The following is a 23,999-nucleotide window of genomic DNA, read 5'->3' as shown; positions in this document are numbered from 1 at the left end:
TCTCTTTATTGTTCTTTATAATGAATCTCACTGACATCGCGCAAATACTGCGCCGCTTGCTCCGCTGTCAGGTCTCGCTGCGTTTCAGCCAGCATTTCATAACCCACCATAAACTTGCGTATCGAAGCACTACGTAGTAACGGTGGATAAAACAACGCGTGCAGTTGCCAGTGGTCAATATCCGTGCCTGGCTCAAAGAATGGCGCATAATGCCATCCCATCGAGTAAGGGAAAGAACATTGGAATAAATTGTCATATCGACAGGTAAGTTTTTTGATTGCCAACGCCAGATCATCCCGCTGTTCATCCGTCAGATCGTTCATCCGACGCACATGCGTTTTCGGCAACAACAGTGTCTCATAAGGCCATACCGCCCAGAAAGGCACCACTGCCAGCCAGTGTTGCGTTTCAACCACAGTTCGAGAGCCATCATTCAACTCGGTCTGAACATAATCGACCAGCAGATTGGTGCCATGTTGCTCAAAATACGCTTTCAGTTGTTTATCTTTACGCTCAATTTCATTCGGTAAAAAGCTGTTGGCCCAAATCTGACCATGCGGATGAGGCTGAGAGCAACCCATCAGTTCACCTTTATTCTCAAAGGCCTGTACCCAAACATAGGACTGTCCCAGTTCTTCGATTTGTGCATTCCATGTATCAATGATTTGCCGGATCTGTGGTGGCGCAAGTTCCGGCAACGTTTTGCTATGATCAGGAGAGAAGCATATCACTCGGCTTAATCCCTGCACGCCCTGCACTTTTAGCAGTGGATTGCCGGTTTCAGGTGCCGAGGGAGAATCCGGCATCAACGCTGCAAAGTCGTTCCCAAAAACATAAGTGTCCGCATAATCAGGGTTCATCTCTCCCGAGACCCGCTGATTCCCCGGGCACAAAAAACAAGATTCATCATAGGATGGTACATCGCTGTGACTGGGCGGTTCGTTGAGCCCACTCCATGGTCGCTTAGCCCGATGCGGCGAAACCAACACCCACTGTCCGGTCAGCGGGTTGTAACGACGATGAGGATGAGCACTCGGGTCAAATAATTGATTTGTCATTGTCACTTACTCTTTATGCATGAATACAAACAGGAAACTCATTAACCATTCAGGTTGAAGACGACCGCTGCCAAATCATGCACGCTTTCAGCACTTGTTCTGCTTATCGGCCACCCCTAAATCAAATGTGAGTCTAACAGCACCACTATCTCTGTTTCTGTGATTAAAACCACACAGTGGAAACGTTTACACAAGCATAAATAAGATGAAATGAGCCGAGCGATTCATCTCCGTGATCAAGCGGACTCAGATGATAAAACCGAACCGTTTCAACACCTTTCTTGTTCATCGTTTTCTTGTTCATACTTCTTGGTTCATACTTTTTTGTTAATACTTCTTTTGTTACTAACAATGCGCTAGCATAATTTAATACAGCTCAAATCACTTCGACATAGCATCTTTGCTAGTGACTGGTGAGGATGTCATTCAACAACCCATGCTGTTCTTTTCCGCGTGACATAAACGTCGTATCATAGCCAAGTCCCTGCCTGTGGGAGCGCCAAGCAGTATTTGACCTCATCTATCGTATGACTGTCATCAAGCCCATGACAGCTTAATTTAAGGGAGCACAAGTGTTACACGAAATTCCATTTTTGGGGCTTCTCTTTAGCCCGCTGGTGGTTTACATCCCTTTTGCACTGGGGATCACGTACCTCATCCGGATCGTGCTATTTCGCACCGGTCTCTATACAAAAATCTGGAAGCCAGCATGGATGTTAGTCAGTCTTTTTGTCTGCATTTTATCTCTTTCTATCACACTCTATGGAGCGTAACGCGATGAAAAAATTTTCGACTATCATCATGATCCTGATCGCTATATGCTCCGGTTACTGGCTCTGGCATCACTATATGCTGACGCCATGGACCAGAGATGCAAGAGTCAACGCCCATATCATTACCATCTCACCGGATGTTTCCGGTTTTGTCACACAGGTTGCGGTCAGTGATAATCAGACCATCCGTCAGGGACAAACGCTGTTCCGGATCGATCCGAAACGTTACGAAATTGCAGTCTCTCAGGCCAATGCGACACTGAAAAATCGTTTTGCGGCTTGGGAATTGTCAAAGCACAAATATGAACGGCGTAAAAATCTACCGAGTCAAGATTCGATCAGTAGTGAAGATCTGGAAACAGCCCGCATCAATATGGATATCGCCAAAGCAAATTATCAATTGGCTCAGGCCCGGTTAGATGAAGCAAAGCTCAATCTCGCAAGAACCAAGATAACGGCACCGTTTGACGGTACGGTGATTAATCTGAGCCTGCGCTCCGGCAATTACGTCCGTCAGGGGACGTCAGTGCTGGCATTAGTTGAAAAGAATTCGTTTTACATCACCGGCTATTTTGAAGAAACGAAAATCGCTAAAATTCAGCTCGGCCAGCCCACAACGATCCAGTTGATGAACAGGCAACCACCGCTGACCGGTAAAGTGCTGAGCATTGGTCGTGCGATTGCAAACAGCAACACCAATACCAACAGTCAGTTGCTACCACAAATCCAGCAAACATTTAACTGGGTAAGGCTCTCCCAACGTATTCCGGTGAATATCCAGCTCGATGATCAAGTCGATCAACAGCAACTCAGTGCCGGTATGACCGCCTCAATCACCATACAGGAACCAACGGAGTGAGTGCATCCGTCCTCGCCAAGGCCATCTTTTTCCCGCAGCGTTCGGCAGTTATTTTTGCCACCAAAGGGATTATCGCAATGGCCCTGTCATTATATGTAGCCATGTATTGTCAGTTAGATCGCCCTTATTGGGCGCTGGTTTCGGCCGTGTTTCTGCAAATCAGGCCCGAAAGCGGACTGGTCATTGAAAAAGGGATCAGCCAAATCAGCGGCACCTTGGTCGGGGGCGGCATCGGCATTTTGATTCTGAACGGGTTGATGCCATTCCCGGAACTGGCATTACCGGCGCTGGCGCTCTGGCTGGGAATCATGGCGTATAGTTCTGCCATGGTACGTAACCCCAATGCCACCTATGCCTATACGATGGCCGGTGTCACGCCGATCATCATTGTCGTGCTGACCATGGCGCAACCGGCAGCAACCATCTCAAGCCATACTGTATTTGATGTCGCTCAGGCGCGGATGAGTGAGCTGATTGTCGGTTCGGTCTGTGCCACATTCATCAGCCTGTTTTTCTGGCCGACACATATCAAAGACAGCCTGCACGAACTCTCCCGTGTGGTTGTCAATCAGACATTGCATTATCTCGATCATGAGCTGGACGAACACAAAACCCATCAGGAACGTCATCAGGCGCTTGACGCGATTTTGGAAACACTGGCCCAACTTAATGAGAGTACCAGTGCGGTTCAGTATGAAGGTCCGCAAGGCCCCAGTATTTACCGGGCTATCTCTCTGCTGAATAACAAAATCATGTCGTTACTGGCTGTGATTCAAATCTTTGGCCGGGTCAAACGTTATCACCCCGAGCTGGATAGCCCGTTTCTCAATGAAGTCGTCCGGCATATCCGCGAATCCGTCTGCCAAATGAAAGTCGAAACGGACCGACAAGTCTGTTATCAAATTGCGAAAAACCTGCGACAAAAACTGCTCATACTCAAGCAGTCTACGGAGCAACCGAGTCCGATAGAATTACGCTTGGTCAAAGTTGCCATGGAAATGTCCGCAGATCTGATCGTGGTCTTAACCACTTATCAGGCCATTTTCCACCGTGAAGGCACACGACTCCATGCGCCGAAGTTTCAACCCCATCGTGATCCGTGGATCGGGTTTTCCGTCGCACTGAGAACCGTGAGTGTTTTCGCCATTTCTTCCACGCTCTGGATTTTTACTGGCTCATCAGCGGTGATCCTGATGATGATTCTGCCCGTGATCTTTTCGATGATGATGGCGCGTTTACCGCTCAACATTGTCACCATCGTGCTGAAACGACTGACGATCAGTGCCGTCGTTGCCGTTGGTGTCGCTATTTTTTATGCGCTGAATATTCTTGCCCAAAGTTCGGCCGATTATATTTTACTCTTAATGGTTCTGGCCGGGCCTTATTTTCTCGGCCTTCTGGCACTGGCCAACCGTCCGACCCTGCCTTACGGACTCGGTTTTTGCATTCCGTTCACGATTTTGACTCGCCCCGGGTCGGATATGAGCCTGTCGTTTTCTATCGACTTCGCACTGAGTAGCGGGCTGGGAATTATCTGCGGCAGCTACCTGTTGTATTGGTTATTCCAAATCATCACCGGCCCGAGCCTGAAACTGATTCAAAAAGGCGTCTTAAAAGCGACGGTGAACGATTTGCAGTCCCTTTCATGTCATCAGGAAAATGAAGAAACCCGCTTTAACGCCCGGATGACCGATCGACTCCTCCGTTCCATCGCCGGAGAACCGACACCGGAGCGACAGAGAATGACCGATATCGTGCTGACAGGGCTCAACCTCGGCCATATTATTCTGCGCTTCAGCCGGATGTTAAACACGCTCGGCTTGAATCAACAAACCTCATCGTACCGACATTGGCAAACGGTGTTGGCAGAAGCTTATGGATTGGCAGCCCAAGGCCGGTATAGTGAGCCCCTTCAAATTGCTTCCGAACAATTATTGGCCGACCTACAAGCCGCAGGGGTCAACGAAGCACAAATTCGGATGGTTGAAGGGATGATACAACGGATCGGCTTTACGTTTGACAGAACAGCAAAGAGTATCAACGCGTAATACTCTGCTGCATTGCCTCCATTCATCCGATTCAAATCAGCGTTATCGAAACTCGAAAACGAGTCATACCGTAATTCATATGCATCGCGCGTGTTTGATCCCATTTCCGGTCGCTTTGACGCAAAAGCTTTGATGCAAAAGCTTTGACGCAAAAAGTGCAACCAAAAGGTTGCACTTTGTCAGTATCAAAACACATCATTGTCAATATAAATGGTCGATAAATCAGACCGTTATAGATCGAAGTGAATGGTTTTGGTTGTCATCTTTCCATCGTTATCCGTAATCGTCAATAACACATCATATTGACCATGCTGAGGGAACGTATGTATCAGCGACACGCCATGCTTCTCTTCACCGTTGGGCAGCGTCCATTTGGTATCAACAATATGGCCGTCTTCATCCCAACTGGTCGACCACACCACAACCGTCCGGAATAAATTAAAATGCCAAACACGTGCAATCGGAGCCTGACCGGGTTCAGACACTGTGACCTGTTTACTGATGCTATCGGTTGCGCCCTGATCATCAGTTGCCGTTAAGGAAATACGATAGGAACCCGGCTTTTGATACGTCCACGTCGGGGCTGCCGCGGTACTCGTCTGACCGTTACCGAAGTCCCAGTGATAACTGACAATACTGCCGTCAGGATCTTGGCTAAGGTTGGTGGTTGAGACAGTCAGATCATTCACTGTGAAATCAAAATCAGCCTCGGGTGCCGTATTGGGTGTCGATTGTCGGGTAATCTTAATCAAACCATATTGATTATTTTCCCCATGTTCTAACACATCGATTTGTAGCCCCAGTTCCGTCAATAACCGCCCGGCATCCGGTTGACCGGGGTTGCTGTAATCCTGATCATCGGCAAAGTTAGCGTTGGCAATCAAGCTGCTATCTTCCAGTACATCGCCAGCATTGTTGACCAGGCGCAACGGTGCTTGATCTTGCAATGAGAATGCTGCATCACGCACTTGGAAACGGGTTTGTGCCGCTTGAGCACTGTTGGCCCAAACCAGAGTATTCTGGTCCGCATCAACCACACCGAGCCAGCCTTGACCGGGATGATTGCCGACCCAGTTATCGGTTAAGGACTCATCCACATACCAAACCAACAGACCCGGTTCGAACGACATTAAATCGTTGAAGCGCCGTAAGTGACCCAAACCGGCATCCACACCTTCATGGCTTCGCCACTGAAGCAGATAATAATGGTCGGCCGTGTGGAAACCATTATTGAGGCGGAAACCGTCAAACGTAAACGTCGGTGTACTTTCGGCATCATCAATCAGCGTTGTTACCCCATCCGCTTCAAGTTGCAGATTATCCAGATAGAGACCCGCCATTGCCAGACCGCCGTCTGTGACATACTCAAATCCTAGATTAATCTCCTGCCCGGCCCACTTCGACAGGTCAAATTCAGCATCGACCCAGCCTTGTGATTCGCCTGAAATCGCTGGCACCAATCCCGTATTTTGCGGATCGTCCATGGTGGTGATATTGCCGGCAACAGACTCACCATTCACCGTGACTCTCGCGAAATCATAGTCTTTTTCGATTTGATACCACGCTTTGAACTTCAACGTCACATTGGATGCATTCGGTACCGTTAAAGTACGATGCATTTTGTTCTTCAGACTATCGCCTTTATCTGAATAAAAATCATAACTGCCTTCATACGGTGGCAAGTCTTCAACTTGTTTCGGAGGCAAAGGAATTTTGACCAGATTTTGTTGCTCAGTATCGGTGGTCTGGCGTAGCTTAATCACTTTGGCATGTTGTGCCAGCTCATCCAGCGTTACTTCTGTCGGTTTGACCCACTTACCACCGACGGCATCTTGCAAGAACTGCTTCGACCAAGCCGAAAATGCGGTCGGTTCTGTACCCGGAACCTTCCCGGCCCAACTGCCTGAAGACATAATTGACCAGTAAGACACCGGCTCACCTTTACCGGTATATTGGGTGTCATATTCATCGGGTAATCCCAAATCGTGCCCATATTCATGCGCACAGACCCCAGCGGCCGCATCGATAGGCTGCATGGTATAGTCATAGGCAGCATACTGACCATTGAACCGGCCCGGGACGTTACTCTGCGTGCCTTGCAGGACATAAAACTGTCCCAGATTATGGCGGTGTGACCAAATGGCATCATCACCCAGCACCCCACCACCGGCTTCTTCGCCAACGGATGAGTGGAAGACCATCAGGTGATCGATCACACCATCCGGCTCGCGGTAGTCGCCATCATTGTCATAGTCGTAGCGATCTTCAATATCAAAATCAGCAAGGTTGATATTGGGATCATTGGCAAGTTGGTCGAGCGCTTCACGAACCAGTTGTTGCGGGTTGACATCATTACCGCCGGATTTGCTGTGTCCCCCATAGTAAGCCGCTTCATGAGCCGCGTGATACCATCCCATGACTTGACCGGACACCCCGTAACTATCACCGGATTCCTGATGATAATATTGACGCATTGAGATCAGATTCTGCCCGCTTGGGCCGTCATAACCGGTATCGGAAAATAATAACGACTGATAATGTTCGGGCAGATAATCGGCATAAAACATATCCGTCAGTTCTGGAGTCAATCGGTTGTCATTCCATGGCAAATCAGGAAAATCAATCAACAAAGCAAGCACTTTATCATTGCGCTTCTGGCTGACATCCAGCGCGAAAACATTGTGTTGTTGACTGCCTTTCCCTGCTTTCATCGCTTTCAGCACTTTTGCCCGGTTGAGCAGTGCTTTCTTCCCAAGCCGATCATCACCGCTAAAGCCATGATTAATTTTTTTCGCCAAGTATGCTTTAAGAGCAAGTTGTTTGGCCTCTTCAGAGGCGTAACGATCAACGACTCCCTTGCGAATCAGCATTTCAATCAGTTTTTCTTCATTCACAACCCCCATATCAACCGGGGCATGTGCATGCGTATAACTGCTGATGCCGATACAGCTCATCACTGCCGTTACAAGCAAGGTTTTCCTCATTATTATCATTGGATAATCCTTCTTATTTTTTTATGTTACAAATAGCCAACGCATCCTGAATTTTGATCAAGGATAAAATCAAAACAAACAGGTTTGTTGTGGGTGAAATTATTGTTTAGATGGTGCAATACATGACTTCGAAGCCGTTGTTTCAGATGCTTCTGATGATTGAGCGCCTAACGATTTATCTGGATGCATTTTTGCTTTTTTATGCAGATAAATACGCAGTGCTTCTTGCTGTTCTTCGTAGGTTAAACCTTGACAGATAACCCCACGTTGAATCAGTGACTGTAGTAGTTTTTCATCCTGAGGCGGAGAGCCGGAATAAACTTGAACCGAGAAGCTCAACGTCAATAAAAATGCGATCCCTGCTTTCATATTGAGTCTTTTTTTGTAATTGATTTTTACAAAATATATTTATATTTACATTTTTTCAACAAATAATTTTTTAATTTAAACCATTTATCCAATGCCTTGAAAATATAATGAACAGTCATCATAGTATGACCGCTATTAATTGATAAAAAAGAAGATATAGAAAAATACAGCACATATTCATCTATCATTCACTCATCTATCATTGACGAATCCCGTCAATTCGTGAAATATACCTAGCATTCAAATCATCATCATGATGATAAAATTATTTATATTGAAATATATTTGGATAAATATCACAAATAAACAGAATTATCTCTGCTTGTATGGTTCATACAACACAAGGCGACATCTGTCTCATTTTTGGTAGCGATGTTTCACAACAGAGAATGGTAAAATGAAATACATGATGACTGTTCGCATCTTCCATCTCTACTTTTAAATATTTATTCATCCTGTGAGTCGAAAAATTATCTATTTTTATAATCGATTCAGATGAACAAATGAGTATTTTTCCAATAATTACGTTTTTTTATTCTTGATATCTCCTATTGTTTAATTGTGCTTTACGTCGCAAATATCATCAAAAAACAATTTGATATTAAAAATAAGTCATTGATTTTTAATAACTTTATTACTTGATAAATTACTCTTTCTGCAATATTTGTCACATTAATAAAATATCATAAAACCATTATTAATTTAGACAAGTTGATTATATCTCACGACCTTACACAATAAATACTATAAATATTGGTAAAAACTGTACCCTGGAGAATAAATAAAATGACTACGACGACTACGATTAAATTGTCGGCCAAAGAGAAAATTGCGTATGGCTTAGGCGATACCGGCTGCAACTTTGTCTGGCAGACCGTCATGCTTTTTTTAGCTTACTTTTATACGGACATTTATGGGCTCTCTCCCGCACATATGGGAACCATGTTCTTACTTGTCCGTTTCATTGATGCCGTAACAGACCCGATAATGGGTTCAATTGTCGATAGAACCCGTTCAAAGCATGGCCGCTACAGACCTTACCTGCTGTGGATCGCCGTCCCTTTCGGGGCCGCTTGTATGTTCGCATTTTTCACCCCGAATTTTGGAGAAACCGGCAAACTCATCTACGCCTACGCGTCTTATATTTTCTTAACCCTGATGTATACAGCAATCAATGTCCCGTATTGTGCGATGGCCAATGCGCTGACCAATGACTCGAGTGAACGGACTTCACTACAGTCATATCGTTTCGCATTGAGTACAGCGGGTGGTCTGATTGTTGCCATGGTTGCACTCCCGCTGGTAGATATCATCGGCCAAGGGAACACGCAAAAAGGATATCTGGGCGCAATGGCCATCATGGGACTTGGTGCTATCGCATTATTCTTTTTCAGTTTCGCCAACACCAAAGAGCGCTATGTCCCAACCGAGGAGAGACAATCTGCATTGCAAGACTTAAAACGGTTAATGAAAAATAGCCAGTGGCGAATCTTGTTCATTGTTAACGTCGTGCTGCTTACGGGGGTTGTATTTAAAGGCGCATCAACGATGTACTATGTGAAAGTCGTGATGGGCCGGGCTGACCTTGCCACTATTTTTATGGTTTCCGGCATGTTGGCGAACATTGTTGGGGCAATGGTATCTTCTCCGTTATTCGGCAAATATAACAAACCCACCATGTATCGCATTCTGACTGTCATTTCCGGGATTCTCGCAGCATTGCTCTACTTCGTCGAACCGACCAATGTTCCGGCAGTATTTACATTAGTCGTTCTGCTGGGTGTCGTACAGATGAGTACCACTCCGATTTTATGGAGCATGATGTCGGATGTGGTTGACTACGAAAAAACTCGGAGTAATCGCTCACTGAGCGGCATGGTATTTTCAACCAATCTGTTTGCCATCAAGCTTGGTATCGCAATTGGTGGTGCCGGTGTCGGCTGGATTCTGGCTTGGGCGGGATATCAAGGCGGCGCTGCCGTTCAAACACCAGAAGCAATTAATGCGATCAACTTATTGTTTACCGTGATCCCCGGGGTTTTCTTTGCAGCATTAGCGATATTCATGCTGTTCTATAAACTGGATAACAATAAATTATCCCAAATCAAAGCTGACTTAGCTGAGCTTGAGTTGCCTGATGCGTCACAATCGGCTGATCCAATCCAGGCCCAGAAAGACCGGGAGGCATTAGTATAACCGTTCTGATTCAAGACATTTGATTTGAATCAGGAGAATGTTGAAAAGGTTAGTATGAACTGTTGGTTGCCTCAGGCAATCAACAGTCATCAAGATTAGGAGTTCGCTTGACAAGCGGCTCCCTGACAGCAAAGCCAGCGGAAAATCGCAAGTTGGGCGGGTAAATAAAAGAGGTATTCAGGATGCCACTGCACACCGAGTATCGGGGTGTGATCGGTGCTTTCGACGGCTTGCGTAAACTGGTCTAAATCCCAGCCGACCACTTGTAAGTCCTGACCGACATTTTTGACCGCCTGATGATGCAAGCTGTTGACACGTAAATGCGTTTTTCTACAGAGTGCCGCCAGTTTTGAATTCGCACGGAGCTTCACCTGCTTGGTCGGGAGTAGCCCTGAACGGTTATATGTCTGTTGCCGCAGCTCACTGATATCAACATATAAAGAGCCGTCTTTGACCACATTGATCAACTGTAATCCGCGGCATATCCCCAGCAAGGGCTTCCGGTGTTCGAGCGCCCATTCAATCCAGTCAATTTCCAGTTGGTCGCGCTCCGGATCGAGCCGTACCTGTTGATTGACATCGTCGCCGTAATGCTCGGGGCTGATGTCGTCACCACCACCAATGATCAACGCATCCAACGGTTCGCCCGTCCATGCGTGATGAACACTCAGGCGGATCGCCCGCGCACCGACCAGCCATAATGCAATCCGGGTACACCACCACGAGGGGGACCAGCGTCTGCCATTCCCCGTTACACCCACCCTTGGTCGTTGAGCCATTGTGAGATCTCCTTTACCCAAACTTTGCGTTCGACACCAATCAAAGGACGTTCTAATTGAAGAAAGCGTGCGGCCAGCGTCTCGATAGCCTGTGGATCCGCTGCAAGCTTTTCAACAACACACCACAAATCCCAACTCTTGGTCAGATCCCAGCCCGCATCTTCAATCCGGCAGTCCGGCAGACGGTAGTGGAATGTGGGACGCGCTTTGATTTTAGGATCATCAACCACCTGACGCACCCGATCAGCATCGATCTCAGCCAACAACGGCAGTAAATCCAGCGCACGATTGCGCGTAGGATTATGTTTAAGATAGCGATCAAACAGATGCGTCAAATCAGCGGAAGTATCCGTGAGCAGCTCTTTCACATAAGCTTCCGGATAGAGCGCAATATAAGGACTGATTCGCCGTGTCGGATCAACCCCATGCGCCTCGACTAACCACCACTGTAATAAAGCAAATGCTTTGAGATAGCGATTGATCGTGGCAGCACTCAAATCCGGTAATTCAGGATTGATATGCACCCCAAAAGCAGCAATCACAGAATCTTCGGTCCCCTTCGCCCCCGCTTTTCGCAATGCAGGAATCAGTTGATTCAGCGGCTCAAGTTGATCCAGCGGAATCGGCGGGCTGACAATTTCAAGCGGTACAACCGGCAAAGCAGCCTGATGCAACATATCGACCAGTTGATGACCATCGTCTTTCTGCCAAGCCGTTTGGGCTTTACGTTTGAGGAAATCCCAGTCTAGTTCGATATTGAACGTACCTAAATCGTCGGTACGTACATGAAACTCAACCGCGGACCGCTGTTCAACTTGTCCCCCTAAAATTGAGCACAAGGGCTCAATCACTTGTTCAAGCGTCAAACCGGTAAATTCCAATTCAAATCCTACTTTTCTGACCGCACCTTGGTGCGTGTCAGTCACCGGTGGCATCTTAAATGACATTGCTCAATCACCATTGTTGTACATCGTTCTTACCAGTCTAGCATATCGGCCTCGGGCTTTTGCAAGATGGCTGGAAGTCTAAGTAATTGTTATCCAATATACTTTTCTTTCTCAATCTGTTTTTTTCTCAATACCTTTTTTCCTCAATACCCTCTCTGCTCAATACACTTTTTCTCAATACCCTTCAGCCCCGTCAGTACCAAAGCGATCCAAAAAAAAATGCCACCACGTCAAAACAGCAGACGTGGTGGCATCTCATCGGTTCTTAAGGGCGACATGATTTGAAGACTTCGAGAGTCGTCACCGAACGCGTCAAACGATCGCAAGGACCTCAATCACACCGTCATCGATGCAGGTTAAATTCACCGAGCCGTGATTGGCACTTCAGGGTCCGGTTCGTGGGTCATCCGATTGCGTAAATCGCGACGAATAATTTCAATCGACCAGAACCAGATTAAATGCCCGACAATTTCAGAAACATGCTCATACCAAGGCAAATCCAAAACCGGTGGCGTTAAACCCATCAGTGGGAAAGAGATCATATGGACAAACAGTTGTGCCAATGCACCGGCAAGCAGACCCTGCCATAGTTTAAAGACAGGGAACCGTTCGGTCACCACACAGTAACCAACGGCAAACACAATGGAGAAAATAATGTGTGTCACGCCAACCCAGTTGAACGCATGTCCGGCGAAGGTATACACCGCACTATTCGGATCAACCATTCCCAACCAATCACGCAGAAAAACATAAGGTGGATTTAAAAAATTACGCGAACAGTCAATCTGTTCTGCGACACGATTGAGTAATTCCGGTGCACAAGCCGCACTGAAAATATCATCGGGACTACGAGGCGGTAGCGGATGCTCAGCCCCCCACTTCACGAATGCAGAAACAATACCTGCAATAAGGCCAATGAATGCCGCGAGGCCATAACGCCGACGAGCCGGATCTGATTGTTGAAAAATACTCATAACACCATCTCAAAATTTTATTGGAAAAATAATTTACAAAAATAACAATTTAAAAAACAATAAGTTAAAAACAATAAGCTAAAAAAGTAATGCAAAAGGGGTTATAGCATCGATGCACATAAATGTACATCACAATTCTGGCGTGACGGTGTGACCGGATAAATGATAAACAATGCATACCAAGTAACAAAAACAAATTACAGGGACAGGCCGCGACCAGCTTACGAATAAAAATCTGCCAATAAAAAAGCGCCTCTGAAAACAGAGGCGCTGCGTAAGCGTGCTAAACCGTCCTTAGTTCATAGCACAATAAGTGCTTCACAACTTCTCTTTCGTGAAGCGGGGGGGACAAAACTCTAAAAGAATCCCAGTGGGTTGATGCTGTAACTCACCAGTATATTCTTCGTATTCTGATAGTGGCCGAGCATCATTTTATGATTTTCCCGACCAATGCCTGATTTTTTGTAGCCACCGAAAGCCGCATGCGCCGGATAAGCATGGTAGCAATTCACCCAAACCCGACCCGCTTCGATATTTCTTGCCATGCGATAGGCGAGGTTAGTATCGCGCGTCCATACTCCGGCACCCAAACCGTATTCCGTATCATTGGCAATCGCCAAGGCTTCGGCTTCATCTTTAAACGTCGTAATCGCAATCACCGGGCCGAAAATTTCTTCCTGAAAGACGCGCATTTTGTTATGACCGAAGAGCATGGTCGGCTGAATATAGTAGCCATTTTCGAGGCTGCCATGCTGTTGCGATGTTTCTCCGCCAAACAGAACTTGAGCGCCTTCGTTACGACCGATTTCAAGATAGCTGAGAATCTTGTCGAATTGTTCCTGTGATACCTGCGATCCGACTTGCGTTTCAGTATCGAGCGGATTGCCCTGTTTGATGGTTTTCGCCCGTTCAATCACTTTCTCAATAAACCGTTCATAAACCGATTCATGCACCAACACCCGAGACGGGCACGTACAGACTTCGCCTTGGTTGAAGAACCCCAGCAAAATCCCCTCAATACACTTCTCTAAATATTCATCTTCGTAATCGAAAATATCGGAGAAGTAGAGATTTGGTGATTTACCACCCAACTCAACGGTTGATGGAATCAGGTTATCGGCTGCGCATTTCAAGATATGGTTGCCCACTTGGGTTGAACCGGTAAACGCCAGTTTGGCAATGCGGTTACTGACGGCTAATGCTTGTCCGGCTTCAGCACCATATCCGTTGACGACGTTGACGACACCCGGTGGCAACAGGTCACCAATTTTTTCCATTAGTACCAGTATAGACGTTGGTGTCTGTTCTGCTGGTTTTAATACCACACAACAGCCCGCCGCCAGTGCCGGTGCCAGTTTCCAGGCCGCCATCAACATCGGGAAGTTCCACGGAATGATTTGTCCGACGACGCCGATCGGCTCAGGGAAATGATAACTTGCCGTGGTGCTATCCAGCTCTGCGGCTGACCCTTCCTGCGCACGAATACAACCGGCGAAATAGCGGAAGTGATCCACCACCAGCGGCAGATCCGCAGCCAGCGTTTCACGGACAGGTTTGCCATTTTCCCATGCTTCAGCAACAGCCAGCTCTTCCAGATGTGCTTCAATGCGATCGGCAACTTTGAGGAGAATGTTGGCACGCTCAGTGACGGATGTTGCAGCCCATTGAGCACGAATCTCATGCGCTGCGTCCAAAGCAAGGTTGATATCTGCTTCCGAAGAGCGGGCAACCTGACAGTAAGGCTGACCATTCACCGGAGAAATATTGTCAAAGTAGGCTCCACCAACCGGTTTGACCCACTGACCACCAATATAGTTATCATAATGGGATTTAAAGTTGATGATTGCATCTGTTGTTCCGGGTTGCGCATAAATCATATGTCGTTCCTTCTGGCCGATTTTATCGTTCACGTTCATGTCATTTTTTGTGATGACATTATTTATTATGAGATTGTTTATGATGAGCTTATTCAGACGTTCTGTTTTACCTGTTATTTTCTGTGTAACGCAAATCACAGGCCAGCATGGAAAAGCTTGTTGTTACCTTTTTGTAACACTATGATTAACAAAAAATAACAACAGTAACCCATTGGTGTTGGGATAACCCAATGATTCTCTCCAAATTGTTCAAGTGTTCCAAAATGGAACACCGTTCATGTGAAAGAGTGAAACAGTGATGCAACATGTTCAATTTTCTGCTGGTGACTGGCTGACATCCTCTTGGGATCGCTGTCATCAAGCCGGTTTAAAACAGCGTAGACAACCTGACAACATCATCATGTCCGGTGCGGAACTCAAAGAACGGAAATGGTCGGTGAACCCGCTGATTCAAGCTGTCGAAACTTATGCGGTGCCGTTGTTTAATCAGATGTTTGCGCATAGTGACAGTCGCCTGATCCTGACCGACCGGGAAGGGGTCATTCTGGCAAGCTGGGGGCAACCACGGTTTCAAGAACGCCTGACTCAGATCGCATTAGAGAATGGTGTTTGCTGGCAGGAAAACCTCAAAGGGACCAACGCCATCGGCACTGCGATTGTCGAAGCCAGACCATTAACGATTATCGGCAAACAACACTACGTTCATCAGCACCAGTTTATTAGCTGCTCTGCCAGTCCGGTGTTTAATCACCACGGGCAACTCATCGGTATTTTGGATATTACCAGCGAACAACAGCAGCATGATCTTTCCACGCAAATGCTGGTGCAGAATATGGTTCAACAGGTGGAAAACCATCTTTTATGCGATATCCCTGACGGTGCGGTTAAAATCAATCTGGCCTGTGAAAAAAACTTACTCAACAGCGGCTGGCAGGGGGTGTTGGTTGCGGACGCATCCGGTAAAGTTCTTGCGCATAACCACATTGCATTTCAGTTACTTGAACGCCCCAACATTATTGGGCTGTCCATTGAGAACCTATTACAACAGCAAGACCGGGCGCTGGTTTTTGAAAAACAGCCTCTCCAATCCGCTGCAACAAAATCCAGCACGTTTCGCGCGGCCAGCGCATTCACCACATCCTGTGAACTTCATTTCGGCGATGACCGGATTGAACAAGCCTGGCAACAGGCGCATAAACTGATCGATAAAGATATTCCTTTGCTGATTCTCGGAGAAACCGGGGTCGGTAAAAATGAATTCGTCAAAGCCTTACATCAGCACAGCTCACGCAAACATCATCCGCTGGTAATCGTCAATTGTGGCGCGATCCCCAAAGATCTGATCGAATCCGAACTATTCGGTTATGTTGCCGGCGCCTTCACGGGGGCGAGCCCTAAAGGTTATCAGGGTAAAATCCGCCAAGCCCATCAAGGTATGTTGTTTCTCGATGAAATTGCCGACATGCCGCAGGATGCACAATGTCGCCTGCTGCATGTCTTACAAGAAAAAGAAGTGATTCCGGTTGGGTCGGGTCAGAGTCAAGCGGTCAATATTCAGGTCATCGCGGCCACCCATAAGGATTTAACCGCAGAAGTCGCAGCCGGACGATTCCGCCAAGACCTCTACTATCGGCTCAACGGGCTGGTGCTCGAACTACCGCCACTGCGGGAGCGGCAGGATAAAGCCCAACTGATTGAACAGATTCACCGTCAGTATCGTCTCAATCAGCAACAAATCTGTCCGCAACTACTGCACATTCTGCAAGCTTATCTCTGGCCGGGCAATATTCGCGAACTGGATAATATGCTGAAAGTCACTTGCCTGCTCACCAGCGACGAGCCGTTACTACAACTGGCACATATGCCCGGTCATATTCTGAAATCGTTGACGACGTCAGCACCACCAACCGACCCCTCATCGATTCAACTGGCGGACACCTCACCACCAGAGGTCAGCAAAGCACAGCGAATGCCAGATTTAAAAACCACGGTCGAAAACCGTTTGCTGCAAACCTATCAGGCAACTCAGGGAAATATCAGCCAGACCTCCCGGTTACTCGGTGTCAGCCGCAATACGATCTACCGTAAACTCAAAATGCTTGGTATTTTGAATTGCTAGCCGGTTCAGACATTCAAAAACGCGACCGCTCAAGGACCCGGGCTTTCAAATAAGAACCGAGACATTTTACTTTACTGATTGCCTCGATTTCGGTCAGAGCCGCTGCGACGGCTGAGTCTTGGTGGTGGCCGTCCAAATCGATAAAAAAGTGATATTTACCGAATTGTGTGCAGGTCGGCCGGGAAATGATCGACGTCAGATTGATTTTCCGGCGGGAGAAAGAAGTCAGAATCTCACCGAGAAAACCGGGGTGATCATGCTCATCGACGACCATCAGGCTGGTTTTATAGTCGGCTTCAGCATCATAAGTCTCCGGGTAATGTTGGGCAGCAAAGACCAAAAACCGAGTCTGATTATTCTCATAGTCATTGACGTTCTCAACCACTGCAGCAAACGTCTCTTGCTGCACATGATCCGCCGGCACAATGGCCGCACTGGGTTGTGATGCCTGACGAGCCAAAGCCAGCGATTCGGTATTACTCTCGGTCAGAACAATCTGACAGGGTCCCAATGATTCAATAAAACGACTGCACTGCCCTTTCGCGACGAACTGAACAAATAATTGTTGAATCTCACTCAACGCAACCGTACTCACACAAGCAAAACGAATCGGGAGAATCACTTCACCGATGACTTTCAGATCCGCATGAATCAGTTGATCGAGCACGGATGGAATAAAGCCCTCAGAGAAATTTTCAATCGGCAACACACCCACATCACAAACCGAACCAATCGCAGCCAACGCCCGTTCGATGGTCGGGAAATACACCAACTCGGATGGCAGTGCCGGCGTATTCGTCGCTGATGCTGACAGCCCGGCAATATAGCGACGGGTTGCGGTTTCCGAAAATGTTCCCTGCGGCCCCAGTGTGGCAATTTTTCTCATGTCCTTCCCAAACTCATCTATCAATCATGTTTTTCTCAATCGCATGTTTCTGTCGTGTGCAGGTTTTTATCCGAGCACATCACGTCCGCACACATCACGCCTAATCCCGCGATCTATCCTCGAAAATGAACCGACAGTTTAACATAAAATAAACCGCTGCTGCTCATCGCACTACCCGTCCCCGACAGCACTCCGGTATGATAGGCTCAGCAACCTTTTTGACGGGATGGTCTATTTCAATGCTTCAGGCACAATTAATCAGCTTATTACCGGATTTGGCAACCTTCATTCTGATTGTGAATGAAGGCAGTTTCACAGCAGCAGCCGCGAAACTGGGGGTCACGCCTTCCGCCCTGAGTAAGTTAGTTACCAGACTGGAACAATCGCTCCACGTCAAATTGTTGGAAAGAACCACCCGCAAACTAATGATTACCCAGTCAGGTCAACAGATTTATGACCAATGTCTGGTGATGATGCAAGCAGCTCAGCAGGCAGTTGATCTCTCAACCTCGGAGCATATTCATCCGTCGGGAACCCTGACGGTCGCAGCGCCGGAGGCCTTTCTCAATTCAGTCCTGCAACCTTTGGTCGTCCCCTTCCTCAAACAGTATCCGGATATTCAGTTGCGTTTACGCGCCGAGGACGGCCATATTGATCTGTTTAAAAACAATATTGATGTCGCCATTCGTTTAACCGACAAACCCGATGAAAGTCTGGTGATGAAAGAAATCGGCAAGACGAATTTAGTGCTGTGTGCCAGCCCGGTTTATCTGGCTGAGCGAGGCCAGCCGGCCCATCCATTAGACTTAAAACACCATGACTGTCTCTATCTGGCCGAACATAATAAAGATAACATCTGGACATTCATGCACATGCAGGAAACCCATACGGTCACCGTCACCGGACGCTATGCCGTCAATCATTCACAGATGCGGCTTAACGGCGTCAAACATGGGCTGGGCATCGGGATTTTTCACGACTTTGTGGTTCGGGAAGCGTTAGCCAGTGGTGAAATCGTCCGGTTATTACCCGACTGGTCGATTAAAAGCAGCTATCACGGTGCGATTGTCATGCAATATGCACAAACCCATTACATGCCAGCCCGCGTGCGCGTGTTTATTGATGAAATCACACAACAACTGACCGCAGCACTCCGATTTCATCAATGACCGTTTGAAACGGTACGCCAATAATGTGACCAATGATGTAATGGCTTAACAAATGGTGTAATGAAGTGATAAGCGGTGTGAGGCAAACACCACCGCTATGCGTCGGTCCATTCATCGTGTGATGATTCCGCGGTAAACAGACGATCAAACTGGTTGAGCGCAATCACTTTTGCATTGGCTTTTCTTTGCCATTTCGCCTGACTGGCCACCAGCCATTTCTGCTGTGAGTGATGAACAATCGCCTGACTGACCGCAGCCTCACGGAGTTCATATTCCATGGCAAATTCCGCCGATTCAGTTTCAAAGCGGCCGGGCATCGGTGGTTGCGTCAAGTGACTGACCGCAGCACAGCCAATAATGCCAATATCCGCGGAAAAGCGACTAAAAAACTGGCTGACATGGTCACCGACGATATCTCCGTCATGACTGCGTATCCGTCCCTCCGGGAGCCAGATTTCCATGTGTTCATTTTGAGAAAGGATATGCGCGGCTTCAAAATTATTGGTGACCACACGCAGTTCGTGATGGTGCACCAAACGTTCCGCAATCAAGGCGATTGTCGTGCCGATGCCTAAAAAGACGGTACTTCCGTCAGGAATCAACGGTGCGACACGTTCAGCAATCAGGCGCTTTTCGGCCTGATCGGTTGCCTGACGTGCTAAATAGCTGCGATTCGACAGTGTCGCCGGTAAACCGACCCCGCCATGATGTCGCCTTGCCAGCCCCATCGCACAGAGTGCATTGATATCACGACGAATGGTCTGCGTCGTCACCGCAAAATGGTGTGACAGCGCCTCAATGGTGCAATATTCATCACGATGGACCAGCGCCAGAATTTGTTCTTGGCGAACGGTTAAATCTGCCATCAGTCACCGGTCAACTGTGGTGAATAGCAGTGCGGTTTATCCGTAATCATCATATCCACGCCCCACCGCCAGTGCTCGGCCACATCCAGCGGATGGTTCGGCGTATAACAATACAGCGCATAACCACGCTGTTTCATCGCGGCGGCCTGCGGTTCATCCAAATGACGATAATCACAGTGAACACTAAAGGCATCTAACGCCTCCAGAATCTCAAAAGCATCGCTCGGTATGGTTTCCCATAACACCCCACGGCGAATGGCTGGCATCACCCGCTGCATGACAGCCAGTGCCGTCACGCTGAAACTGGAAAATAGCAGTTGTTCCTGAGCAATTCCGACCGCATCAATCACCGCCGCCACCCGTTGGCAGAGCAGCGTTTCGTCATCTCCGGGATACAGCTTTAGCTCAATATTCAGGTTGATCTGATGCTGTTTCGCCAGTTGCAAGGTCGCTTCTAAACTTGGCACCGTCTCATCACGGAATGCTTGATCAAACCAATGACCCGCCGAATATTGTGTCAGCTCACTGAATGTCAGTTCACCAATCTGACCCACGCCATTGGTGCAACGTTCTAATGTCTGGTCGTGAATCACGACCGGAATGTGATCTGCGGTTAACTGCACATCCAACTCAATCCATTGGCAGCCGAACGCAATGGCTCGTTTAAATGCGGCTAACGTATTTTCCGGTGCCTGACTCGAATATCCCCGGTGCGCCATGACCTGCATAATTATCTTCCTCACGGATGCTTTTTCCTTCATCGATGTAAGAAGCATTCCAAACCGATGTGACGGAAAGATTACGTTCAAATGACAGTTTATAGGGTTCAAATAAATTCATTTATCTGTCATTTAAGCGTCATTTTGCTTGCGTAACGTTCATATGAACATCAATCAGGTACTTTCACGCCAAGTGAATGTTCGCTTGAATTTTAAATGAGAATGATAGGGATAATTAGCATGACGCTTAAAAAACTCATTGGTTTGACGCTTGCAACGACCCTGGTCAGCGCACCGGTCTTTGCCAAAACTGAAATTCAATGGTGGCACGCCATGGGCGGTGCTTTAGGGAAAAAAGTTGACCAGATTGCCGCCGATTTTAATGCGAGTCAGGATCAATACGAAATCAAACCGGTGTACAAAGGCACATACGCGGAGACGATGACCAGTGCCATTGCCGCTTTTCGGGCCAAAGAACAGCCGGCAATCGTGCAGGTGTTCGAAGTCGGTACTGCGACCATGATGGGCGCCAAAAAAGCGATTTATCCGGTTTATCAACTGATGAAAGATACCCAAGAACCATTTAACCCCAACGATTATCTTTCCGCTGTGACCGGTTATTACACCACCAACGATGGCAAAATGCTGTCCATGCCGTTCAACAGCTCAACCCCGGTGTTGTACTACAACAAAGATATGTTTCAAAAAGCCGGCATTACCACGCCACCGAAAACATGGGATGACATGGGCAAAGTGTCGCAGAAACTGCTGCAATCCGGGGCAAAATGCGGTTTCACAACCACATGGCAATCCTGGACTCAGATCGAGAACTTCGGTGCGCGGAATAACATTCCGATGGCAACGCAAAACAACGGCTTTGGCGGCCTGAAAACCAAGTTCGAATTCAACACCAAACCTTTTGTCAACCATATCAACCAGATGGCGCAGTGGGCAAAAAACGGGGTCTTCAAATATGGGGGACGTCAGTCTGATGCGATGCCGCTGTTCTATACCCAAACGTGCGCGATGAGCATGGGCTCTTCTGCCGGTCTGGCCGGGATTAAAGAAAACATGAAAGGCATTGATGTCGGTGTTGCCCAGCTTCCTTATGATTCGCATGTGATCAAATCGCCGCAAAATACCATCATCGGTGGCGCTTCACTGTGGGTACTCAGAGGTCACGCCAAAGCCGAGTACAAAGGAGTTGCAAAATTCTTTAAATACTTGTCCAGTGCGAAAGTTCAGGCGGACTGGCACCAGTTCACCGGCTATCTGCCTATCACCAAACAGGCGTACGCACTAACCAAACAGCAGGGATTCTACGCGAAAAACCCGGGGGCGGAAGTTGCTGTCATTCAGATGACATCAAAAAAACCAACGGCAAACTCAAAAGGAATCCGCTTCGGTAACTTCCTTCAGACACGTGACATTATTAATGAAGAGCTTGAGGCGGTCTGGGCTGGCAAAGAATCGGCTCAAACAGCACTCAACAATGCGGTCAAACGCGGCAATGCACAATTACGCCGCTTTGAACGGACGCAAAAATAACCGGTTTCACGCAAATTCATGATATGCACCATGCGACACAAGCGGATCGGTTCGATCCGCTTTCACCTGAAATAAGTGACTGAATTATGATGTCATCTCAAGTGGTGTTTAAGCATCGTTGGTTACCACTGATGCTGATTGCACCTCAACTATTTATTACGTTTGTGTTCTTTCTCTGGCCTGCCGGACAAGCGATTGTGCAGTCCACCCAGCTCGAAGATGCCTTTGGCATATCAACCGAGTTTGTCGGCGCCGAAAACTTTCTGCGCTTATTTGCCGACAGTCACTATCTTGGCTCACTCGGGACCACCTTTGTGTTCAGCAGTGCGGTCGCCTGTCTGGCGTTAATCAGTGCGCTGGTGTTGGCGGGCGTGGCCGAGAATGTTGTCCGCGGGGCACTGGCCTACCGAACCCTGCTGATCTGGCCGTATGCCGTCGCCCCGGTGGTTGCAGGCTCACTGTGGCTATTTCTGTTCGATCCGACCATCGGTATCGTCAGTGACTGGATTCGTCTGCTTGGTGTGGACTGGAACCCGAAACTGAACGGCACGCAGGCACTGACCATGGTGGTGATTGCCGCGACGTGGAAACAAGTCAGCTACAACTTTCTGTTCTTTCTGGCTGCATTGCAATCAGTGCCGAAATCGCTGCATGAAGCGGCAGCCATTGATGGCAGCGGGCCGATCAAACGTTTCCTGACCATCAGTTTTCCGCTGATCACGCCGACCAGTTTCTTTCTGTTGGTGGTGAATTTCGTGTATGCCTTCTTTGATACCTTCGCCATCATTCACGCCATGACTCAGGGTGGCCCCAGTAACAGCACCTCAACACTGGTCTATAAAGTATATAACGATGGTTTTATCGGGCTGGACATGGGCTCATCGGCAGCACAGTCAGTCATTCTGATGATCATTGTCGCCCTGCTGACGGTGATTCAGTTTAAATATGTCGAGAAAAAGGTGACCTACTGATGGTTGAACAAAGACCCTTATTCAAATTGTTTTGTCACCTGACGCTGATTCTTGGCATTGCTTCGGTCGCATTTCCGGTCTGGCTGGCAATTGTGGCAACCACACACAGCAACGGTGATTTCGCCACCGGCACACCGCTATGGTTCGGTCATCTGGGGCTGGATGTATTCAAGACGCTGTTTTCTTCCGGCGATAAAGTCAATGGCTCCGACTTCCCACTCGCGCTGATGCTGACCAATTCGTTGATCATGGCGCTCTGTATCACCGTCGGCAAACTGGTGATTTCGATCCTATCGGCTTATGCCGTGGTGTTTTTCCGCTTTCCGGGCAGAATGCTGGCCTTCTGGGTGATCTTTTTCACGCTGATGCTGCCGGTCGAAGTGCGCATTATGCCGACCTTTGAAGTAATTACTGACTTACACATGCTCAATTCGTTTTACGGGCTGACGATTCCGCTGATTGCCAGTGCGACCGCGACATTTCTGTTCCGTCAGTTTTTCATGACCGTGCCGCACGAGTTGGTCGAAGCTGCACGCATCGATGGCGCGGGGCCGTGGCGGTTTTTCTTTGACATCTTACTACCATTGTCACGCACCAATATCGCAGCGCTGTTTGTGATTACCTTTATCTATGGCTGGAACCAGTACCTCTGGCCGTTACTGATTACCACGGATGTCAAATACTACACCATCGTGATGGGCATTAAGCAGTTATTAAACGTCAATGATGGCATTGTGGAATGGAACAAAATTATGGCGATTACCCTGATTGCAATGCTGCCACCGGTACTGGTGGTCATTGGTATGCAAAAAGCATTTGTGAAGGGTTTGGTCGATGCGGAGAAATAA

General features: G+C 47.8%; 19 protein-coding genes. 9 read left to right on the top strand and 10 right to left on the bottom strand.

All coding sequences use genetic code 11. The annotated features are described in order from the left end of the window. Positions 1 to 5 precede the first annotated feature (5 nt). Entirely contained in the window at positions 6 to 1,058 is a 1,053-nt protein-coding gene (locus OCU60_RS19295; RefSeq protein WP_074371230.1) for a UDP-glucose--hexose-1-phosphate uridylyltransferase, read from the bottom strand. Positions 1,059 to 1,630: 572 nt separating this feature from the next. Here OCU60_RS19295 and OCU60_RS19290 point away from each other — a divergent pair. Genes OCU60_RS19290 through OCU60_RS19280 form a run of 3 tightly spaced genes read left to right on the top strand, consistent with a single transcriptional unit; the run spans position 1,631 to position 4,738 of the window. Next, positions 1,631 to 1,831 (top strand): DUF1656 domain-containing protein, encoded by a 201-nt coding sequence (locus OCU60_RS19290; RefSeq protein WP_074371231.1) that lies wholly within the window; start codon positions 1,631 to 1,633, stop codon positions 1,829 to 1,831. A gap of 4 nt (positions 1,832 to 1,835) precedes the next feature. After that, a complete protein-coding gene (locus OCU60_RS19285) occupies positions 1,836 to 2,690 on the top strand; it encodes an efflux RND transporter periplasmic adaptor subunit (protein ID WP_074371232.1) in 855 nt (284 codons plus the stop codon). After that, complete coding sequence (locus tag OCU60_RS19280) at positions 2,687 to 4,738, top strand: FUSC family protein (RefSeq protein ID WP_074371233.1); 2,052 nt, start codon at positions 2,687 to 2,689, stop codon at positions 4,736 to 4,738. The genes OCU60_RS19285 and OCU60_RS19280 overlap by 4 nt, the downstream gene beginning before the upstream one ends. A gap of 230 nt (positions 4,739 to 4,968) precedes the next feature. Here the strand turns inward: OCU60_RS19280 and OCU60_RS19275 are convergent, their stop codons facing one another. Then, positions 4,969 to 7,731, bottom strand: coding sequence for an immune inhibitor A domain-containing protein (locus OCU60_RS19275; protein WP_074371234.1), 2,763 nt, complete (start codon positions 7,729 to 7,731; stop codon positions 4,969 to 4,971). A gap of 99 nt (positions 7,732 to 7,830) precedes the next feature. Next, positions 7,831 to 8,100, bottom strand: coding sequence for a hypothetical protein (locus tag OCU60_RS19270; protein ID WP_074371235.1), 270 nt, complete (start codon positions 8,098 to 8,100; stop codon positions 7,831 to 7,833). Between the two features lie 786 nt (positions 8,101 to 8,886). On the opposite strand from OCU60_RS19270, the gene OCU60_RS19265 reads away from it, so the two are divergent. Beyond that, positions 8,887 to 10,296 (top strand): glycoside-pentoside-hexuronide (GPH):cation symporter, encoded by a 1,410-nt coding sequence (locus OCU60_RS19265; protein ID WP_074371236.1) that lies wholly within the window; start codon positions 8,887 to 8,889, stop codon positions 10,294 to 10,296. Between the two features lie 95 nt (positions 10,297 to 10,391). Here OCU60_RS19265 and OCU60_RS19260 read toward each other — a convergent pair whose 3' ends face one another. The 4 genes from OCU60_RS19260 to exaC all read right to left on the bottom strand — a co-directional run bounded on the left by OCU60_RS19260 (position 10,392) and on the right by exaC (position 14,873). Beyond that, on the bottom strand, positions 10,392 to 11,075 hold the full coding sequence (locus OCU60_RS19260; RefSeq protein WP_074371237.1) for a gamma-glutamyl-gamma-aminobutyrate hydrolase family protein: 684 nt from the start codon (positions 11,073 to 11,075) through the stop codon (positions 10,392 to 10,394). After that, the gene (locus OCU60_RS19255; RefSeq protein ID WP_074371238.1) at positions 11,048 to 12,022 is read right to left on the bottom strand and encodes an amidoligase family protein; all 975 of its coding nucleotides are present in this window, start codon (positions 12,020 to 12,022) and stop codon (positions 11,048 to 11,050) included. Before OCU60_RS19255 ends, OCU60_RS19260 begins: the two co-directional genes overlap by 28 nt. 362 nt (positions 12,023 to 12,384) lie before the next feature. Continuing rightward, a complete protein-coding gene (locus OCU60_RS19250; RefSeq protein WP_074371239.1) occupies positions 12,385 to 12,996 on the bottom strand; it encodes a YagU family protein in 612 nt (203 codons plus the stop codon). A 356-nt stretch (positions 12,997 to 13,352) separates the two neighbouring features. Then, the gene (gene exaC, locus OCU60_RS19245; protein WP_074371240.1) at positions 13,353 to 14,873 is read right to left on the bottom strand and encodes an acetaldehyde dehydrogenase ExaC; all 1,521 of its coding nucleotides are present in this window, start codon (positions 14,871 to 14,873) and stop codon (positions 13,353 to 13,355) included. 298 nt (positions 14,874 to 15,171) lie between these two features. Between exaC and OCU60_RS19240 the strand changes: the two genes are divergently transcribed. Continuing rightward, on the top strand, positions 15,172 to 16,992 hold the full coding sequence (locus OCU60_RS19240) for a sigma-54-dependent Fis family transcriptional regulator (RefSeq protein WP_074371241.1): 1,821 nt from the start codon (positions 15,172 to 15,174) through the stop codon (positions 16,990 to 16,992). 13 nt (positions 16,993 to 17,005) lie between these two features. Here the strand turns inward: OCU60_RS19240 and OCU60_RS19235 are convergent, their stop codons facing one another. Then, on the bottom strand, positions 17,006 to 17,878 hold the full coding sequence (locus OCU60_RS19235; protein ID WP_074371242.1) for a prephenate dehydratase: 873 nt from the start codon (positions 17,876 to 17,878) through the stop codon (positions 17,006 to 17,008). Positions 17,879 to 18,117: 239 nt separating this feature from the next. On the opposite strand from OCU60_RS19235, the gene OCU60_RS19230 reads away from it, so the two are divergent. Next, on the top strand, positions 18,118 to 19,047 hold the full coding sequence (locus OCU60_RS19230; protein ID WP_074371243.1) for a LysR family transcriptional regulator: 930 nt from the start codon (positions 18,118 to 18,120) through the stop codon (positions 19,045 to 19,047). A gap of 95 nt (positions 19,048 to 19,142) precedes the next feature. Here OCU60_RS19230 and OCU60_RS19225 read toward each other — a convergent pair whose 3' ends face one another. Beyond that, on the bottom strand, positions 19,143 to 19,913 hold the full coding sequence (locus OCU60_RS19225) for a DeoR/GlpR family DNA-binding transcription regulator (protein ID WP_074371244.1): 771 nt from the start codon (positions 19,911 to 19,913) through the stop codon (positions 19,143 to 19,145). Continuing rightward, positions 19,913 to 20,641 carry a glycerophosphoryl diester phosphodiesterase gene (locus tag OCU60_RS19220; RefSeq protein ID WP_074371245.1) on the bottom strand — a complete coding sequence of 243 codons (729 nt, stop codon included), beginning with the start codon at positions 20,639 to 20,641 and terminating at the stop codon, positions 19,913 to 19,915. The genes OCU60_RS19225 and OCU60_RS19220 overlap by 1 nt, the downstream gene beginning before the upstream one ends. 231 nt (positions 20,642 to 20,872) lie before the next feature. On the opposite strand from OCU60_RS19220, the gene ugpB reads away from it, so the two are divergent. The 3 genes from ugpB (at position 20,873) to ugpE (ending at position 23,999) form a co-directional block, all read left to right on the top strand. Further along, positions 20,873 to 22,180 carry a sn-glycerol-3-phosphate ABC transporter substrate-binding protein UgpB gene (ugpB, locus tag OCU60_RS19215; protein WP_074371246.1) on the top strand — a complete coding sequence of 436 codons (1,308 nt, stop codon included), beginning with the start codon at positions 20,873 to 20,875 and terminating at the stop codon, positions 22,178 to 22,180. Positions 22,181 to 22,269: 89 nt separating this feature from the next. Then, positions 22,270 to 23,151, top strand: coding sequence for a sn-glycerol-3-phosphate ABC transporter permease UgpA (gene ugpA / locus OCU60_RS19210; protein WP_074371247.1), 882 nt, complete (start codon positions 22,270 to 22,272; stop codon positions 23,149 to 23,151). Further along, on the top strand, positions 23,151 to 23,999 hold the full coding sequence (ugpE, locus tag OCU60_RS19205; RefSeq protein WP_074371248.1) for a sn-glycerol-3-phosphate ABC transporter permease UgpE: 849 nt from the start codon (positions 23,151 to 23,153) through the stop codon (positions 23,997 to 23,999). Before ugpA ends, ugpE begins: the two co-directional genes overlap by 1 nt.

The sequence above is a fragment of the Vibrio spartinae genome (assembly GCF_024347135.1).
GTDB classification, from domain to species: domain Bacteria; phylum Pseudomonadota; class Gammaproteobacteria; order Enterobacterales; family Vibrionaceae; genus Vibrio; species Vibrio spartinae.
The sequence above is the reverse complement of the archived record's forward strand: the minus strand, read 5'-3'. Positions and strand labels throughout refer to the sequence as shown.